The organism is Cupriavidus sp. FW305-F7 (assembly GCF_058782875.1).
In genome coordinates this window covers 76170-92524 of record NZ_JBYSYC010000004.1, presented here as the reverse complement: position 1 = coordinate 92524, position 16355 = coordinate 76170, and the positions used below count along the sequence as shown (strand labels likewise).

The 16355-nt window shown below is 68.2% G+C and carries 15 protein-coding genes and 1 riboswitch; of the genes, 9 read left to right on the top strand and 6 right to left on the bottom strand.

Annotated elements, in window-relative coordinates; translation table 11 throughout:
- Nucleotides 1-3: 3 nt before the first annotated feature.
- Together AC3WL8_RS05255 and AC3WL8_RS05250 are read right to left on the bottom strand one after the other, a co-directional pair.
- Nucleotides 4-1476, bottom strand: coding sequence for an N-acyl-D-amino-acid deacylase family protein (locus tag AC3WL8_RS05255; RefSeq protein WP_013952845.1), 1473 nt, complete (start codon nucleotides 1474-1476; stop codon nucleotides 4-6).
- Nucleotides 1477-1478: 2 nt separating this feature from the next.
- On the bottom strand, nucleotides 1479-2384 hold the full coding sequence (locus tag AC3WL8_RS05250; protein ID WP_153955714.1) for a MurR/RpiR family transcriptional regulator: 906 nt from the start codon (nucleotides 2382-2384) through the stop codon (nucleotides 1479-1481).
- A 224-nt stretch (nucleotides 2385-2608) separates the two neighbouring features.
- Here AC3WL8_RS05250 and AC3WL8_RS05245 point away from each other — a divergent pair, with 224 nt between their 5' ends.
- The 3 genes from AC3WL8_RS05245 to AC3WL8_RS05235 all read left to right on the top strand — a co-directional run bounded on the left by AC3WL8_RS05245 (nucleotide 2609) and on the right by AC3WL8_RS05235 (nucleotide 5540).
- On the top strand, nucleotides 2609-3877 hold the full coding sequence (locus AC3WL8_RS05245; protein WP_013952847.1) for an amino acid deaminase: 1269 nt from the start codon (nucleotides 2609-2611) through the stop codon (nucleotides 3875-3877).
- Nucleotides 3878-3890: 13 nt separating this feature from the next.
- Nucleotides 3891-4826, top strand: a complete 936-nt coding sequence (locus AC3WL8_RS05240; protein ID WP_013952848.1) for a sugar kinase — start codon at nucleotides 3891-3893, stop codon at nucleotides 4824-4826.
- Between the two features lie 69 nt (nucleotides 4827-4895).
- Complete coding sequence (locus AC3WL8_RS05235; RefSeq protein WP_013952849.1) at nucleotides 4896-5540, top strand: bifunctional 4-hydroxy-2-oxoglutarate aldolase/2-dehydro-3-deoxy-phosphogluconate aldolase; 645 nt, start codon at nucleotides 4896-4898, stop codon at nucleotides 5538-5540.
- 94 nt (nucleotides 5541-5634) lie between these two features.
- Here AC3WL8_RS05235 and AC3WL8_RS05230 read toward each other — a convergent pair whose 3' ends face one another.
- The 3 genes from AC3WL8_RS05230 to AC3WL8_RS05220 all read right to left on the bottom strand — a co-directional run bounded on the left by AC3WL8_RS05230 (nucleotide 5635) and on the right by AC3WL8_RS05220 (nucleotide 8860).
- A complete protein-coding gene (locus AC3WL8_RS05230) occupies nucleotides 5635-5766 on the bottom strand; it encodes an entericidin A/B family lipoprotein (protein ID WP_010814145.1) in 132 nt (43 codons plus the stop codon).
- 144 nt (nucleotides 5767-5910) lie between these two features.
- Nucleotides 5911-7230 carry a GGDEF domain-containing protein gene (locus tag AC3WL8_RS05225; RefSeq protein WP_041228619.1) on the bottom strand — a complete coding sequence of 440 codons (1320 nt, stop codon included), beginning with the start codon at nucleotides 7228-7230 and terminating at the stop codon, nucleotides 5911-5913.
- A gap of 316 nt (nucleotides 7231-7546) precedes the next feature.
- Complete coding sequence (locus AC3WL8_RS05220; protein ID WP_041228620.1) at nucleotides 7547-8860, bottom strand: hemolysin family protein; 1314 nt, start codon at nucleotides 8858-8860, stop codon at nucleotides 7547-7549.
- A gap of 252 nt (nucleotides 8861-9112) precedes the next feature.
- On the opposite strand from AC3WL8_RS05220, the gene AC3WL8_RS05215 reads away from it, so the two are divergent.
- The 5 genes from AC3WL8_RS05215 (at nucleotide 9113) to AC3WL8_RS05195 (ending at nucleotide 14444) form a co-directional block, all read left to right on the top strand.
- A complete protein-coding gene (locus tag AC3WL8_RS05215) occupies nucleotides 9113-10057 on the top strand; it encodes a YncE family protein (RefSeq protein ID WP_153955717.1) in 945 nt (314 codons plus the stop codon).
- Between the two features lie 84 nt (nucleotides 10058-10141).
- Entirely contained in the window at nucleotides 10142-11479 is a 1338-nt protein-coding gene (locus tag AC3WL8_RS05210) for an MFS transporter (protein ID WP_013952853.1), read from the top strand.
- Nucleotides 11476-12471: an amidohydrolase family protein gene (locus AC3WL8_RS05205; RefSeq protein ID WP_153955718.1), complete on the top strand. Its 996-nt coding sequence runs from the start codon at nucleotides 11476-11478 to the stop codon at nucleotides 12469-12471. The genes AC3WL8_RS05210 and AC3WL8_RS05205 overlap by 4 nt, the downstream gene beginning before the upstream one ends.
- A 54-nt stretch (nucleotides 12472-12525) precedes the next feature.
- On the top strand, nucleotides 12526-13515 hold the full coding sequence (locus AC3WL8_RS05200) for a LysR family transcriptional regulator (protein WP_492377981.1): 990 nt from the start codon (nucleotides 12526-12528) through the stop codon (nucleotides 13513-13515).
- Nucleotides 13516-13550: 35 nt separating this feature from the next.
- A complete protein-coding gene (locus tag AC3WL8_RS05195) occupies nucleotides 13551-14444 on the top strand; it encodes a helix-turn-helix domain-containing protein (protein ID WP_041228621.1) in 894 nt (297 codons plus the stop codon).
- On the opposite strand, the gene AC3WL8_RS05190 is transcribed toward AC3WL8_RS05195, so the two are convergent.
- Nucleotides 14419-14958: an acyloxyacyl hydrolase gene (locus AC3WL8_RS05190; protein ID WP_041228622.1), complete on the bottom strand. Its 540-nt coding sequence runs from the start codon at nucleotides 14956-14958 to the stop codon at nucleotides 14419-14421. The genes AC3WL8_RS05195 and AC3WL8_RS05190 overlap by 26 nt on opposite strands.
- Before the next feature lie 322 nt (nucleotides 14959-15280).
- Nucleotides 15281-15439: riboswitch (FMN riboswitch) on the top strand.
- A 171-nt stretch (nucleotides 15440-15610) separates the two neighbouring features.
- On the opposite strand from AC3WL8_RS05190, the gene ribB reads away from it, so the two are divergent.
- The gene (ribB, locus tag AC3WL8_RS05185) at nucleotides 15611-16294 is read left to right on the top strand and encodes a 3,4-dihydroxy-2-butanone-4-phosphate synthase (protein WP_492377980.1); all 684 of its coding nucleotides are present in this window, start codon (nucleotides 15611-15613) and stop codon (nucleotides 16292-16294) included.
- Nucleotides 16295-16355 lie beyond the last annotated feature (61 nt).

Genomic DNA, 16355 nt, shown 5'->3' with positions numbered 1-16355 from the left:
TGGTCAGGCGGCGCCGAACTCAGGCCGCGAGCCTCGCGGCAGGAACCGGCCGGCGCGCACGCCGGTGGTCTGGCGCTGCTGCCATGACAGCTCGCCGTTGACCCAGACCGCGGCAATGCCCTCGGCCGGTTGCATGGGATCGGTAAAGCTGGCCGCATCGCGGATGGTGGTGGCGTCGAACAGCACCAGGTCGGCCCAGTAGCCTTCGCGCACGAAGCCGCGTTCCTGCAGCCCGAAGCGCTCGGCGGACATGCCGGTCATCTTGTTGACGGCCACCGACAGCGGGAACAGCTCGCGGTCGCGGGCGTAGTGGCCCAGCACGCGGGGGAAGGCGCCCCACAGGCGTGGATGCGGCAGCGGGTCGTTGGGCAGCCCGTCCGAGCCGACCACCGTGGCCGGATGGCTCAGGATGCGGTCGACGTCGGCGTCTTCCATGCAGTGGTAGACCGCGCCCGCGGGCATCAGCCGTCGCGCGGCTTCGTGCAGGTCTACCTGCCATTCGGCGGCGATATCGGCCAGCAGGCGGCCGCTCATTTCGGGCGCGCCTTCGGACCAGGTCACCATGATGTCGAAATCGCTGGTGACCTGCTTCAGGTCCAGCGTGGAGGAACTGGCGGTGTAGGGGTAGCAGTCGCAGCCCACCGGCTGCCAGCGCTGCGCGCCGTCGAGCGCGTCCAGCACCTCGGTGCTGCGGCCCCAGTTGGCCACGCCCGCGCATTTCAGGTGCGAGATCACCACCGGCACGCGTGCATGACGGCCGATGCGGAAGGCCTCGTCCATGGCGTCGAGGATCTCGGCGAACTCGCTGCGCAGGTGGGTGGCGTAGAGCGCGCCGGCCTTGGCCAGCGGTTCGGCCAGCGCCAGCACCTCATCGGTCGGCGCGCTGAACGCGTTGGCGTAGGCCAGGCCCGTGGACAGGCCCAGCGCGCCATGCTGCAGCGCTTCTTCCAGCTGTGCTCGCATTGCCGCGATTTCTTCCGGCGTGGCAGCGCGGTCGAAGCGGTCCATATGATTGCTGCGCAGCGCGGTATGGCCTACCAGCGCGGCAACGTTGACCGCGGGCTGCGCGGCTTCCACCGCATCGACGTAGCTTTTGAAATCCGGGTAGCGGAAGGCGTCGGCATGGCCGAGCAGGTTCATCGGGTCGGGCGGCTCGCCCGCCAGCGTCACCGGCGCGGCGCTGATGCCGCAGTTGCCGACCACCACCGTGGTCACGCCCTGCGACAGCTTGGGCGTCATCTCGGGCTGGCGCACCACGTTGGTGTCGTCGTGCGTATGCACGTCGATAAAGCCCGGTGCAAGGACCAGGCCGTCGCCTTCGACTACATGCGAGGCGGCGTCGGGATCGATCGCGCCGGCTTCATCGATGCGGGCGATGCGGCCGTCGCGCAGGGCCACATCGGCCAGGCGCGCGGCGGCGCCGGAGCCGTCGATCAGGGTGACGCAGCGGATCAGGGTATCGAACAGGTGTGGCATGGTCAGTCTCCCAGCGGCTGGCGGCTGTCAGGGCCCCTGGCGGGGCCGCTTTCGCCGCGGTGGGTGTCCAGCACGTACTTGAGCCGGCGCAGGCGCTCCTTGCTCTGGTCCGGCTGCAACAGCGCGCATTGCGTGGCGAGCACGTCCAGCACCATCAGCATGGCGTAGCGCGATGCCGACGGCTTGAAAATGAAATCCGTCTCCAGCGTGCGCACCGGCAGCAGCACGTCGGCACGCGCGGCCAGCGGCGAGCCCAGCGCGGTCACGGCCACCAGGCGGGCACCGTACTCGCGCGCGATATCGCAGCTGGCCAGCATCTCCGGCACGCGGCCGCTGGCCGAGAAGGCCAGCACCACGTCGTCGCGGCCCAGCGTGGCCGCCACCATCTTCTGCAGAAGCGCGTCCTGGTAGCTCGCCACCGGCTGGCCCAGGCGCGCCAGGCGATGGCGGGCCTCGTCGGCCATGAACGACGAGCCGCCGCCCATGCCAAAAGCGTAGACCATGCGTGCACCGAGCAACAGGCGCGCGGCCTGTTCGATGCGCTGCGCATCCATCATGCCGCGGTTGACTTCCAGCGCGGTGAGGATGTCGGCGTGGATGCTGTCGGCCAGCGTGGCCGGGGCGGCTTCACCGGCGGGAACGCTGCCGGGCTGCAGGAAGCGCGCGCCTACCGCGGTGGCCTGGGCCAGGCGCAGCTTCAGGTCGCGCACGTCGCGGCAGCCGATGGCCTTGGCAAAGCGCGTCACGCTGGCCTCGCTGACGCCGGCCTTGCGCGCCAGTTCATTGATGCTGGCGGCGGCCGCGCCGGCCAGGTCTTCCAGCACCACCTGCGCCACCTTCTGCTCGGCCAGGCGCAGCGCGGGGCCGCGCTCGGCGATGCGGGTCAGGATGTCAAAGGGCGCGGTCATGGGCGGCAGGTCTGGTCGGAAGACGGGTCGGATCGAAATGTGACGGAAGCTGCAGTGCCCGCGGGCAGGGGCTATAACTGTGATTGGCGCACGTGGCGGGTGCCAGTCGCGTTGTCCCGGCTAGCCCTTCCGGGCATCTGCGTGTTACTTTATAACAAGGATGAAATATCTTATTTTCAGGGCTATCATTACGTCAATCAGATTTTTTCAGGGTGATGACAAGCATGCGTGAAATAAAGTATCAGGCCGGCGTGATCGATCCGCTCAACAAGGCACTGGGCCGGATGGAAGGCCCGATCGCCCCGGATGCGGCCGGCCAGACCGGCTGGAACTTGTTGCAGGAAGAGTTGAGCCTGCCGGCCGCGGTGCTCTATGAAGACCGGCTTGCGCACAACCTGGAATGGATGCGCCGCTTCATGAACGAATACGGCGTGCAGCTTGCGCCGCACGGCAAGACCACCATGGCGCCCAAGCTGTTTGCGCGCCAGCTCGGCGCCGGCGCGTGGGGCATCACGCTGGCCACCGCGCACCAGACCGCGGCCGCGCATGCGCACGGCGTCAAACGCGTGCTGATGGCCAACCAGCTGGTGGGCCGGCGCAATATGGAAATCATCGCTGACCTGCTGCGCGATCCGGATTTCGAATTCTTCGCGCTGGTGGACTCGGCCGCGCTGGTCGACCAGCTCGGCAAGTTCTTCCAGGAGCGCGGGCAGAAGCTGCAGGTGCTGCTGGAGCTGGGCGTGGAAGGCGGGCGCACCGGCGTGCGCGACGACGCGCAGCAGCAGGCCGTGCTGGACGCGCTGGCGCGCTGGCCGCAGGCGCTGTCGCTGGCCGGCGTCGAGATCTATGAAGGCGTGCTCAAGGAAGAAGCCGATATCCGCAAGTTCCTGCAGCGCACCGTGGCGGTGACGCGGCGGCTGGCACGGGAAGGCCGCTTCGGCCGCAGCCCTGTGGTGATGTCGGGCGCGGGCTCGGCCTGGTACGACGTGGTGGCCGAGGAATTCGCGCGCACCGAGATCGGCGCGCCGATCGACATCGTGCTGCGCCCCGGCTGCTACCTGACGCACGACGTGGGCATCTACCGCGCCGCGCAGCAGCGCATCCTGGCCAGCAACCCGGTCGCGCAGAAGATGCGCGAGGGCCTGCTGCCGGCGCTGCAGCTGTGGGCCTATGTGCAGTCGATCCCTGAGCCGGACCGCGTCATCATCGGCATGGGCAAGCGCGATGCGGCCTTCGACGCCGGCATGCCGATCCCGGCACGGCTGTACCGGCCCGGCACCGAGGCGCCGGTGGACGTGCCCGCGCACTGGGAAGTCACCGGCATGATGGACCAGCACGCCTACCTGCAGGTCAAGCCGGGCGACGACGTTCAGGTCGGCGACATGATCGCCTTCGATATCTCGCACCCATGCCTGACTTTCGACAAGTGGCGCCATATCCCGGTGCTGGACCGCGACATGCGCGTGATCGACATCGTGCAAACCTTCTTCTGAGGCAGGCAGCCCCATGAGCATCGACATCCTGGCCTACGGCGAACCGCTGGTGGAGTTCAACCAGCAGCCCGACGATCCGTCGCGCTACCTGCAAGGCTTTGGCGGCGACACTTCCAACTTCTGCATTGCGGCTGCGCGCCAGGGCGCCAGCACCGGCTATATCTGCGCGGTCGGCGCCGACACCTTCGGCGAGCGCTTGCGCGCGCTGTGGACGCAGGAGCGGGTCGATACCCGCCACGTGCGCGTCGACCCGAGCGCGCCTACCGGGGTCTACTTTGTCTCGCACGACAACCACGGCCACCGCTTCGACTACCTGCGCGAAGGCTCTGCCGCCAGCCGCTACCAGCATGAGCATCTGCCGCTCGGCGCGATCGCCGCGGCGCGCTACCTGCACCTGTCGGGCATCAGCCTGGCCATCAGCACCAGCGCCTGCGATGCCGGGCTGGACGCGATGGAGCATGCGCGCAAGGCCGGCACCAAGGTCACGCTGGACACCAACCTGCGCTTGCGGCTTTGGTCGCTGGCACGCGCGCGCGGCATCATGCGCGAGGCCCTCATGCTGACCGATGTGTGCCTGCCCAGCTGGGATGACATCACCGTGCTGACCGGGCTGGACGACCGCGACGCCATCGTCGACTACCTGCTGGGCTGCGGCATCGGCCTGGTCGCGCTGAAGCTGGGCGAAGAGGGCTCCTATGTGGCCACGCCCGAGTCGCGCGCGCTGGTGCCGCCTTATCCGGTCAAGCCGATCGATGCCACCGGCGCCGGCGACTGCTTCGGCGGCAGCTTTGTCGCGCGCCTGGCCGCGGGTGCCGATCCGTTCGAGGCGGCGCGCTATGCCAACGTGGCCGCCGCGCTGTCTACCACTGGTTATGGCGCGGTGGCGCCGATCCCCGACGCCCAGACCGTGCTGGGCCGGTTGGCGCAGTCAGTGTCGGTGATCGCGTGACCCGGTTGGCCTGAAACTCCTGCTTCCCTGAACCCCTGCTTCTTCTGCACTCCTTATTCCGAGACAGCCATGCAAAACCAGACTTCCCCGCTGCTTCAACGCCTTGCCGATGTGCCGGTGATCCCGGTGCTGGAGTTCCACTCGGTCGACGAGGCCCTGCACGTCAGCGAGGCACTGGTCACCGGCGGCTTGCCGCTGCTTGAGATCACGCTGCGTACGCCGGTGGCGCTGGAAGCGATCAGGGCGGTGGCGGCAGCCTTGCCGCAGGCCTGCGTCGGTGCCGGCACGGTACTGAACGTCGAGCAGCTGCACGCCGTGCGCGATGCGGGCGCGCAGTTTGCCGTCTCGCCCGGCCTGACCCCGGCGCTGGCCGAGGGCGCGCAGGGCGCGGGCATCTCGCTGCTGCCGGGCGTGGCCACCGCGAGTGAGGCGATGGCGGCGCTGGAAGCCGGCTTCACCTTTCTCAAGTTCTTCCCGGCGCAGGCCGCGGGCGGCGTGCCGATGCTGAAGTCGCTGGGCGGGCCGCTGCCGCAGCTGCGCTTCTGCCCGACGGGCGGCATCGACGCCGCGCTGGCGCCGACCTACCTGGCGCTGCCCAACGTGGTGTGCGTGGGCGGTTCATGGGTGGTGCCCAAGGACGCCGTCGCCAGCGGCGACTGGGGCCGCATCCGCACGCTGGCCGAGCAGGCCAGGGCACTGCGCAACAAGGGCTGAGCACCGGCAGCGCAAAAGGAAACGGCACGCCATTCGGCGTGCCGTTTTCATATCGACGCGGTCCGGGCCGCATCAGACTTGGGGGGCTGGCGGCTTACTTGTGACGGTCCGCCGAGCTTTCAAGCTTCTGGCCACCGCGCTGAATGTCCTGGCCGAGCCCCGCCATCGTGTTGCATCCAGCCAACAGGGTGGCAAACAAAACGCACCAGATCCAACCTTTCTTCACGCCGGGCTCCTTTCGAAGATTTCAAGAATCGAGAGATTCAGGGATTGAGGGATTTGCGCCGATTTTACCGCTGCTGTGAGCGGGTTTGACATCTGGTATGTGCCAATTTGTAAATCGTGCAACGGCCGCAACGCCAGCCGCCTCTCAGGCGTGGGGCGCCAGCAGCTCCCGCGCGCGTTGCTGGATCGCCGCATGGGTCTGGAGCAGCCAGGCCGCGGGGAATGGCTGCGCCAGTAGGTAGCCCTGCACGCTGTGGCAGCCCCAGGCACGCACGGCCTCGAGCTGCTGGTGGGTCTCGACCCCCTTGGCACAGACCGACACGCCGGCGCCCCGGGCCAGCCGGCAGGCGGCGTGCAGGCTGTCGGCACGGTTGGCGGAATCACCGGGCCGGGGTGCATGGCCCAGCCGGCGGGCGTCCAGCGTGACGCTGTCCGGGTGCAGCGCCGCCAGCAACTGGCGGCAGCCCGGGCTGTCGTCGAAATCGCCCAGCGTCAGTTGCAGCCCGCGCCGGCGCAGGGCGGCAACGCGGGCAATGATGTCGGCGTCGGCCGGCACCGCGCTGGCCGACACTTCGATGCACAGGCGGTCCGGTGCGATGCCGCCTGCGTCGATGGCGTGGGCCAGTGCCTCCACCATCTGCGGGCGGTGCAGCTGGGCGCTGGAGGCCAGCAGGGTGAATTGCAGCGGGGCCACGTTTTCGGCGGCGCGTACCAGCGGCAGCACGCTTTCCAGCAGCCAGCTGCCAATCCGGCCGACCAGCCCCAGCGACTCCACCGCCGGCAGGAAATCCTGCGGCGCCACGCGCCCGAGCGCCGGATGGTGCCAGCGCAGCCGCACGGTGTAGCCGCTGACCACGGCGCTGGCGAAGTCGGCGCGCGGCTGCAGCTGCAGGCTCAGTTCGCCGCGCTCCAGCGCATCGGGCAGGGCTGCCAGCAGGGGCGCGGTCGGCGGCGCGGCGGGCTTTTCGGCGCGCGCCAGGCCGTCGCCCCCCCGTCGATCGACCCGCAGCATGGCGTCCAGGGCCTGCTGCAGGCTGCGTTCCGCCGGGATATCCGGATGGTCGGTGGCCACGCCGATGCTGCACGAAATAAACAGCTCGAAGCCGTCCAGCGCGAACGGCCGGGACAGGTCGTCGGCCAGCCGGCTGGCCACCGGGCCGGGGTCGGGCACGCCGTCCGGCAGCGCGGTAATGACCACCAGGTCTGCCGCCGCCATCCAGTGCATGATGGCGCCAGGCGGCAGCAGGCAGGCGATGCGTGCCTGCACGATGGCCCGCAGCCTCGCTGCGCGCCGGGGCCCCAGGGTTTCGCAGGCGCTGGCAAAGCGGTCCAGGCGGATAGAAAGGATCGTCGCTGGCTGCCCGGTGCCGGAGCGGCGTGCCGCAAGCGCGGACACCAGGGCGGACGGCTGCATCGCGCCAGGTGCGCCCGCGGCCGCGGCGATGTCATCGGCATCAGGATGCATGGATGGTCTTGCGGGCAGCCTGTTGATGGCCGTGCGATGCCCGCGTCTCCCCGGTATCAGATTTGGTCGTTCGGCTGGCCGCTGGGGCGGCCGCCGGCGCTTGTCGTTAGGCCCTGGTGATCCATGCCTGCCACGGCCGCATGCGGGCCGCACAGGCGGATCATAAGCGAAGGGGAGGGGGCGGAACATTGCAAATTGCGCCAAGGTGACTTGGTCGCAACCTGCAACTTAATATGGATCAATATGGTCGGAATTGACCGTGATCCTGGATTGACGCCACCGCCGGAATCCGGCAGCGGCCGACTGGCTGGCCTGATCAGCCGGTGGTCTCTTCCTCAGGACCTTCCTGCGGGGGCAGGCGCGCGGCCAGCACCTTGTCGATGCGTTTGCCGTCCATGTCGACGATCTCGAAGCGCCAGTCGCCCCATTGCACGCTGTCGGCGATCTGCGGCAGGCGGCCCAGCAGCAGGAGCAGCATGCCGGACAGGGTGTGGTAGCGCTCTTTTTCTTCTTCCGGCACCTGGCGCAGGCCGATGCGGTCCTTCAGTTCCGGGATCGGGATCAGGCCGTCGAGCAGCCACGAGCCGTCGTCGCGCTGCACCGCCCATTCCTCGCCGGCGGCGTCGGCCTTGAATTCGCCGGTGATGGCCTCGATCAGGTCCTGCAGCGTGACCAGGCCCAGCACTTCGCCGTATTCGTCGATGACAAAGGCCATCTGGCCGCCGGAGCCGCGGAAATTCTCCAGCAGTTCCATGCCGGTCACGCTCTCGGGCACGAACACCGCCGGCTGCGCCGCGGCCTTCAGGTCGGCTTCCTCGCCGCGCAGCCGGCGCGCCAGCAGCTGGCGCGCGCTGACCACGCCGATGATGTCGTGCATGCCGCCGCGCACCACCGGAAAGCGCGAATGGTCGGACTCTTCGATGCGGTGCAGGTTTTCATCCAGCGTCTCTTCGACGTCCAGGTACACGACATCGCCGCGCGGCACCATCAGCGATGCCAGCTGGCGGTCGTCCAGCCGGAACACGTTGCGCACCATGGTGTGCTCGTGCTGCTCGATCACGCCGGCCTCGGAGCCCTCGACCAGCAGTGCGTGGATTTCTTCCTCGGTCACGCCCGGGCCGCGGTCGACCTTGGTGCCCAGCATCCGCAGCACCAGCCGCGTGGAGCTGGACAGCAGCTTGACGAACGGGGTGGAGGCCACGGCCAGCCAGCCGATCGGGCGCGCCACCAGCCGCGCGATCGCTTCCGGGGCCATCTGGCCCAGGCGCTTGGGCACCAGTTCGCCCAGCACGATGGAAAAGTAGGTCAGGCCGGCCACCACGATGGCGGTCGCCACATAGCCGGAGGTGTTCGGCGACAAGCCGAAGCCCTGCAGCCAGAGGCCCAGCGGCTGCGCCAGCGTGGATTCTCCGACCACGCCATTGAGCACGCCGATCGACGTGATGCCGATCTGCACTGTGGACAGGAAGCGCGTGGGGTCCTCGCCCAGCTGGACCGCGGCAATCGCGCCGCGGTCACCGTTCTCGATCTGGCGCTGCAGACGTGCCTTACGGGCCGTGACCAGCGCGATCTCGGACATCGCGAACAGGCCGTTGAGCAGAATCAGCGCCAGTAGTATGGCAATTTCCATCAGGGTACGCGCCCTTTGCGTGTGAGTTGAAAGCACCAAGCATACCATCCGCGCATGACGACACGGCGCCGGGCAGCCTGGCGATGGTGGCGGCTGCTCCGGTCGCTTAGCGATAACCAGCGGAGATAGCTCGATGCCTAATATTCAATAGATAGTTATCGTCGGCCGCGCCAAACTTCTGTCCGTGGCACTACCTGTGCCCCATTACGAAAAGCCTGGATCCGACAGGCGTGCGAATCACAAGGAGACAGAATGGACAACCGATGGACGGCCGTGCTGGTGGAGAAATTCGGCCATAGCTTCAGCGCTTACGAACTGGCAGGCGGCAAGCGCCGCTTCAGCGTGCAGTTGCCGGACTATCCCCATGAATTCGTGGTGGACCGCGAGCGCCTGTGCGGCTACGTCGGCCACTATGGTGTGCAGACCTTCGCACATGCCGGCGACGGCGGCGCCATGGTGATCGCGGTCGACCTGGTGAGCGGCGCGGTCAGGGCGCAGCTCGATTGCTCGCCCTATCACCGCATCCATGGCCTGCAGATTGACCGGCAAGGGCGCGTCTATGCGCTGAGCGAGCGCGACAATATGCTGCTCGTGTTCGAGGCCCCACTAGAGCGCCCGGTGCCGGACCGCGCGGTGCCGGCGGGCGGGGTCAAGAGCCATCTGTTTGTGTTGTCGGCCGATGGCGAGCGTGCCTACGTGACCAACCTGCTGTCGCATACCGTGACACTGGTGCACCCCTACGATGCCACCCGCGCACCGCGCGCGGCCAACGCCGGCAGGCGCCCCGAGGGCTGTTGCCTGAGCCGCGACGAAGCGGCGCTCTACGTTGCCAGCCGCGACGACCACAGTCTCACCCGGCTGGACGCGCGCACGATGGAAGTGGTGCGCACGGTGCCGACGGGCGAGGACCCCACTCGCATCTACTGGTCGCCGGACAACCGCCTGTTCGTACTCAACTACGGCGAGCGCAGCATCCGCATTTTCGACCCCGACACGCTCGCGGAGACCGGTCGGGTCGATACCGGCGCCAAGCCGATCGCGCTCGCCTTCCATCCGGCTGACCCGAGCCGCGCCTATGTCGCGCTCAACGACCACACCGTCGGCCAGCTTGACCTGCCTGGCCTGACCCTGCGCCATGCCTTCACCACCGGCAAGGAACCGGACGGTCTTGCCATCCTGGCTTTGCCGCCGCAGTAGCACCCGGTCGTTTCAACCGACAAGGCCGCGAAGGCAGCGCAGATGCCGGCGGCTGATACCCAGAAATCCATACGGAGACAGAGTATGAAAGGCTTGGACCAAGCCGGCGCCGGTACGTCCGTCGCCATCGACGCGACACCTCTCACCGGTGCGCCCGGCATCCCCGCCCAGCGCTGGTGGCGCATCATCCCGCCGATCCTGATGGTCTGCATCGTCTCGTACATGGATCGCGTCAATATCGCCTTCGCGATGCCGGGCGGGATGGGCGACGCGCTCGGTATCGGTGCCAGCATGGCCGGCCTGGCCGGCGGCATTTTCTTTGTCGGCTATCTGTTCCTGCAGATCCCCGGCGGCAAGCTGGCCGTGCGCGGCAGTGGGCGCAACTTCATCGCCTGGTCGATGCTGGCCTGGGCCGTCATTTCCGTGTTGACCGGCCTGGTGCGCAACGAGACCGAACTGCTGATCCTGCGCTTTGCGCTGGGGGTGGCCGAGGGCGGCATGCTGCCGGTGGTGCTGACCATGGTCGGCAACTGGTTTCCCGACCACGAGCGCGGACGCGCCAACGCCCTGGTGATCCTGTTCGTGCCGATCGCCGGCATCATCACCGCGCCGCTGTCGGGGCTGGTGATCGCGGCGCTCGACTGGCGCTGGCTGTTTATCGTGGAAGGCCTGATTTCGCTGGCCTGCCTCGGCGTGTGGTGGAAGCTGGCCTGTGACCGGCCGGACCAGGCGCGCTGGATTTCCGCCGAAGAGAAGGCTTATCTGCTGGCCCGCCTGCGCGAGGAAGAGCAGCAGGCAGCCGCGGCTGGTGCGAACGTGGGGCAGGGCGCGGGCAGCACGCGGGCGGTGTTGGCGCACATCTTGTCGCAGGATGTGATCTGGCGCCTGATCGCCGTCAATTTTCTCTATCAGATGGGGATCTACGGCTACACGCTGTGGCTGCCCACCATCCTGAAAGGCCTGACCGGAGGCGGCATGGGGCAGGTCGGCATGCTGGCCGTGCTGCCGTACCTGGGTACCATGGCCGGCATCCTCGCGATGTCTTCGCTGTCCGACCGCACCGGCCGGCGCAAGGCCTTCGTGGTCTGGCCGCTGCTGGGTTTCGCTGCCTGCCTGGCCGGTTCGGTGTGGTGGCACGACAATACCTGGGTGTCCTATGGCCTGCTGGTCGGCAGCGGCTTCTTCCTGCAGTCCGCTGCGGGGGTGTTCTGGACCCTGCCGCCGCGGCTGCTGGCCGCCGAGCACGCCGGTGTGGCGCGCGGCGTGATCAATGCGCTCGGCAACCTGGGGGGATTCTGCGGTCCCTATGCCGCGGGCGTGCTGATCGAGCGCGTCGGCGCGGGCGCCGGTGTCTACTTGCTGGTCGCCGCGCTGGTGCTGGCCGGCGCCCTGGCTGCCACGTTGCCGAGGCGGTGCCGATGAACCGCGAAGCAAACGGCGCGCTGCCCCCGGGGCTGGCCATCGTCGACGCCCACCACCACCTGTGGCAACTCGGGCGCGGCCGCTATCCCTGGCTGCAGGACGAATACCGGCCGCAGACTTTCTTTCTCGGCGACTACGAGAGCCTGCGCCGCGATTACCTGGAGGCGCAGTATGCGTACGACACCAGCGCCGTCACCGTACTTGCTACCGTACACGTAGAGGCCGAACGCGACCGCAGCGAAGCCGTCGACGAGACTGCGTGGGTGCACCGCCAGGACTGGCGCCCCGGCATGGCTGCGGCGGTGGTGGCCTACGCGCCGTTCGGGACTCCCGGGTGCGCCGAACTGCTGGCGCGCCAGGCTGGTTTCGCGCGGGTCAGGGGGATTCGATGCAAACCGCTGAACGCGGCGGCGCCGGGCGAGTCGGTGGCCGGGCGCCCCGGGTCGATGCAGGACCAGGTCTGGCTGGATGACCTGGCGCGGCTGGAACGCCACGGCCTGTCGTGGGACCTGCGGGTACCGTTCTGGCACTTGCGCGAGGCGGCCCAGGTGGCGGCCGCCTTGCCCGGCGTGCCCATCGCGCTCAATCACGCGGGCCTGCCGCTGGACCGCTCGGAGGCGGGCCTGGCTTGCTGGCGCGCCGGCATGGAGGCGCTGGCTGCCTGCGCCAATGTGTCGGTCAAGCTGTCGGAGTTCGGGCTGGCCGGCGGGCGCTGGGATGCGCTGGGCAACCGCCGCATCGTGCGCGAGGTGCTGGCGATTTTCGGACATGAGCGGGCGATGTTCGGCAGCAACCTGCCGGTCTCGGGCCTGAGTGCGGACTTCGGCACGATTCTCGGCATGGTGTGCGAGGCGCTGCCGGATCCCGTGGACAGACAGCGCGTGCTGGCTGGAAATGCGGCGAGGTTCTATCGCATTGCGCCGGCGCAAATGACGGCGCGAAGCGATGCCAACGATGCTAAGGCTGCTCCAAAGCCGTCAGAGCTTGCCTAAGGCACGCATGCTATAAAGGCCGATCTTCGCCGAAGTCCCTCCTGAGCGGCCACCATGCCAGACCTCCCCGCCACCCTCTCCAGCGCGGCCACCCTGCGCAAACGCCTGCATATGCGGCACCTGCGCCTGGCCCTGGCCCTGGCCGAGCACCGCTCGCTGCGGCGCGCCGCTGCACAGATGGCGCTGTCCCAGCCAGCCGTCACCAAGGCATTGCGCGAGCTCGAGAGCGTGGTTGGCACGTTGCTGTTCACGCGCCATGCGCGCGGTATCGAGCCGACGGTATTCGGCGAGGCGCTGATCCGCTACGCGCGCGTGGTGCTGGCCGACCTGGATGCCCTGCATGACGAATTTGCCGCCATCGCAGCCGGCGAGGTGGGCAAGGTGCGGCTTGGCTCGATCCTGGCCCCGGTGCCTTCGGTGCTGTCCGGTGTCATCAACGCGCTCAAGGCGCGCTATCCGCATTTGCATATCGTGATGCAGGTCGATACCAGCGACGTGCTGGTGCAGGCGCTGCGGCAGGATGCGCTGGACGTGGTGATAGGGCGCATCCCCGAGGGGACGATGGCCGACGATCTCGACTTTGAGCCACTGTTCGAGGAGTCGCTGGCCATCGTGGCGCGCGCCGGCCATCCGCAGGCGGGCAAGCGCAGCGTCAGTCTGGCTTCCCTGGCTGGCTATCCGTGGATCATCCCGCCGGCGTCCGTGCCGATGTGGCAGATCATCGACCAGACCTTCCGCGACAACCGCGTGCCGCTGCCGGAAGACATTATCGAGACCTCGTCGATCATGGGCACGCTGCCGCTGCTGGCGGAGAGCGATCGCATTGCTGTCGTGCCGGGCGCCATCGCGGACTACTTCGCCTCGCTGGGAGCGCTGGCAGTGCTGCCGGTGCCGATGCGAGGGCATTTGGTTCCCTATGGGATTGTGGTGCGCCGGCGTCGTGCCGCGACGCCGGCCATGCGCCTGCTGATCGACGCGGTGCGCGCGGCGCGGCCTGGCCATCCGAATGCGGTGGTTGAATCGGAGCCATTACCTGTCAGGTAATGGCCATTCGCCCCAACGCATGCTGTAATGCAGCCATGGAAACGCTGACCCCCGCCTCCGAAGCCACCCTCGACTTCCCCGGGCTGCTGCGCTACTGGCGCGGCAAGCGCGGTTACAGCCAGCTGGCGTTGTCCCTGGCGGCCGGGGTGTCGCAGCGCCACATCTCCTTCCTGGAATCCGGCCGCGCCCGCCCCAGCCGCGAGATGGTGCTGGCGCTGGCCGAGCGCCTGGGCGTGCCGCTGCGCCAGCGCAACCGGCTGCTGCTGGCCGGCGGCTTTGCCCCGGCATACAGCGAACACGCGCTTGCTTCGCCGCCGCTGCAGATGGTGCAGCAGGCGATCGCGCTGATCCTGGCCAAGCAGGAGCCGTACCCGGCCGTGGTGCTGGACCGCTTCTGGAACCTGGTGGATGCCAACCTGGCTTACCGGCGCATGCTCGATACCCTGCTGGGGGAGCGCGCGCCTGCATCGCTCACGGAAGGCAGCCACCGGATCAACCTGATGCTGACCGTGTTTGATCCAGAGGGCCTGTGGCCGGTGATCGAGAACGCGCACCAGGTCGGGCGCTACCTGCTGCGGCGCGTGTGGCAGGAGCTGCAGGTGCAGGCCCACGACCAGACCGCGCGCGAGATCTTCGGGCGCATCGCTGCCTGGCACCCTGACATGGTGGGGCCGGGCGGCGTGCTGCTGCGCGAGGACGACGGCACCGATGGCCCGCCGGCGCCATTGCTGCCGGTGGTGCTGCATGCGGGTGCGTTCCGCGCGTCGCTGTTCTCGACGCTGACCACGCTCGGCATTCCACAGGACATCACGCTGCAGGAGCTGCGCATCGAATGCTTCTTCCCGGCCGACGATGCCACCCGCACCCTGTTTGAAACGCAGGGCGCGCCGCAGCGGCCGGCGCTCAGAAGTGGTAGCGCAGGTAAATGACGTGGAAGGTGGTGCCAGGATTGGGCTGCTTGATGCCGGCATTGGACAGGTGCTGGAAGCGGTAGCCCGCGGTAAAGCGCCGGTCCTTGCCGACTGTCACGCCGATCCCGGCGTAGTCCGAGAACTGGAAGGCGGTGGCAATGTTGTGCTCGGCCGAAGTGTGCGTGCTGGTCAGCAGGCGCGGCCCGACCGACAGCTCAAGGAAGGGCACCCAGGTGTGGCGCCACCATGCGATTCGCACCACCGGCGAGGCACCGAACTCCCATAGGTCGTTGGGTTGGTTGTCGCTGCTGCTGCGCCAGCGCGCAACGTTGACTTCCCATTGCAGGTCGACCTGCCAGCCTTGCGGATTGCCCCACGCAAAGCCCGAATCCCACAACATGGCGACCTCCGCCTTCTGCACGTCGTGGCTATCGTCGAAGCCGTAGCCAAGCTGCACGGCAGGCGCGGCGCGCGCCGTCGCTGCCAGGCACAAGGGCAGGGCAAGCAGGCCCGCGGCGACGGTGCGGCGCACCCGCTGTTGCCACGCACGCCGGCAGGGCGCATGGAAGGAGGAACAACTCACACGGCGGTCTTGTCTGGCTTCTTGTTCGTGTCGGCGCATGGGAAGCACGGATGAAGAGGTGCTGCGTTGTTGTCCGGCAAGGCATGAGGCGGCCGCCACTGCGGGAACCGCTTGCACATGCGCTGCCTCCCCCCCTTATTTGTAGTACACGGGAAGGCACCTTGCGATGGTCGGACATGGCCGAACGTGGGTGAGCGCCCGCGAGAGGAAAAAAACAACAATCGTGCTAACATCTGCGGGCCGGTGCCGGCTACATGGCCGCACCGGTTCGTTACGTCTTCAGGGCGGGGTGAAAGTCCCCACCGGCGGTATGCCGCGGCGCGCAGTGCGTGTCCGGCGAGCCCGCGAGCGCTCGCATTCCCGTGCGAGGTCAGCAGACCTGGTGAGAGGCCAGGGCCGACGGTCATAGTCCGGATGAAAGAAGATGGACGGAGCTTGCCCGCGCGGCTTGGCGCCTTGCCCGGCCTTGCGGTTCGCTGTTGCCTTGCGCCGCGCGCAGGGCGCGGCCGCTCGTGCTTGCGCTTCAGGCGCGGCGTGCGGCGCTGCAACTCCGTTGATCCTTCCCCTGGAACGCCCATTGATGCTGAACAAGGAGCGTTTCATGTCTAGCCTTTCCACCGAAGCTGTTGTACCCGAAGTGTCCGCGGATCTTGCCGCCGATGCCGACCCCCGTTCCCTGGCCGCGCGCATCGCGCAGGCGCTGGAGGCCATGCGCGAAGGCCGCCCGGTCGTGCTGCTCGACGATGACGACCGCGAGAACGAGGCCGACCTGATCCTGGCCGCGGAGTGCCTGACCAACGCCAACATGGCGATGATGATCCGCGAATGCAGCGGCATCGTCTGCCTGTGCCTGACTGAAGACAAGGTGCGCAGCCTCGGCCTGCGGCCGATGGTCGAGCACAACCGCAGCCAGTACGGCACCGCCTTCACGGTATCGATCGAGGCCCGCGAAGGCGTCAGCACGGGTGTCAGCGCCGCCGATCGCATCACCACCATCCGCGCCGCCATTGCCGGGGACGCGGGCACCGATGCGGTGGTCAGCCCGGGCCATGTGTTTCCGCTGGTGGCGCGCGACGGCGGCGTGCTGGTGCGCCGCGGCCATACCGAGGGCTCGGTCGACCTGGCCCGCATGGCAGGCCTGTCGCCGGCCGCGGTGCTGTGCGAGCTGATGAACCCGGATGGCACCATGGCACGCCGGCCGGAGGCGCTGGCCTTTGCCGAGATGTACCAGTTGCCGGTGCTGACCATCGAGGACCTGGTGGCCTGGCGGCGCCTGCGCGACTAGAAAAGTCGTCGCCTGCACGCATTTCCGGCATGCAAGCGCGCCGGGATGTGTGCTTCCTGTG

Excerpts from the sequence above, each read along its gene's own strand:
- AC3WL8_RS05255 (WP_013952845.1), bottom strand. The coding sequence starts at position 1,476 with ATGCCACACCTGTTCGATACCCTGATCCGCTGCGTCACCCTGATCGAC.
- AC3WL8_RS05250 (WP_153955714.1), bottom strand. The coding sequence starts at position 2,384 with ATGACCGCGCCCTTTGACATCCTGACCCGCATCGCCGAGCGCGGCCCC.
- AC3WL8_RS05245 (WP_013952847.1), top strand. The coding sequence starts at position 2,609 with ATGCGTGAAATAAAGTATCAGGCCGGCGTGATCGATCCGCTCAACAAG.
- AC3WL8_RS05240 (WP_013952848.1), top strand. The coding sequence starts at position 3,891 with ATGAGCATCGACATCCTGGCCTACGGCGAACCGCTGGTGGAGTTCAAC.
- AC3WL8_RS05235 (WP_013952849.1), top strand. The coding sequence starts at position 4,896 with ATGCAAAACCAGACTTCCCCGCTGCTTCAACGCCTTGCCGATGTGCCG.
- AC3WL8_RS05225 (WP_041228619.1), bottom strand. The coding sequence starts at position 7,230 with ATGCATCCTGATGCCGATGACATCGCCGCGGCCGCGGGCGCACCTGGC.
- AC3WL8_RS05220 (WP_041228620.1), bottom strand. The coding sequence starts at position 8,860 with ATGGAAATTGCCATACTACTGGCGCTGATTCTGCTCAACGGCCTGTTC.
- AC3WL8_RS05215 (WP_153955717.1), top strand. The coding sequence starts at position 9,113 with ATGGACAACCGATGGACGGCCGTGCTGGTGGAGAAATTCGGCCATAGC.
- AC3WL8_RS05210 (WP_013952853.1), top strand. The coding sequence starts at position 10,142 with ATGAAAGGCTTGGACCAAGCCGGCGCCGGTACGTCCGTCGCCATCGAC.
- AC3WL8_RS05205 (WP_153955718.1), top strand. The coding sequence starts at position 11,476 with ATGAACCGCGAAGCAAACGGCGCGCTGCCCCCGGGGCTGGCCATCGTC.
- AC3WL8_RS05200 (WP_492377981.1), top strand. The coding sequence starts at position 12,526 with ATGCCAGACCTCCCCGCCACCCTCTCCAGCGCGGCCACCCTGCGCAAA.
- AC3WL8_RS05195 (WP_041228621.1), top strand. The coding sequence starts at position 13,551 with ATGGAAACGCTGACCCCCGCCTCCGAAGCCACCCTCGACTTCCCCGGG.
- ribB (WP_492377980.1), top strand. The coding sequence starts at position 15,611 with ATGTCTAGCCTTTCCACCGAAGCTGTTGTACCCGAAGTGTCCGCGGAT.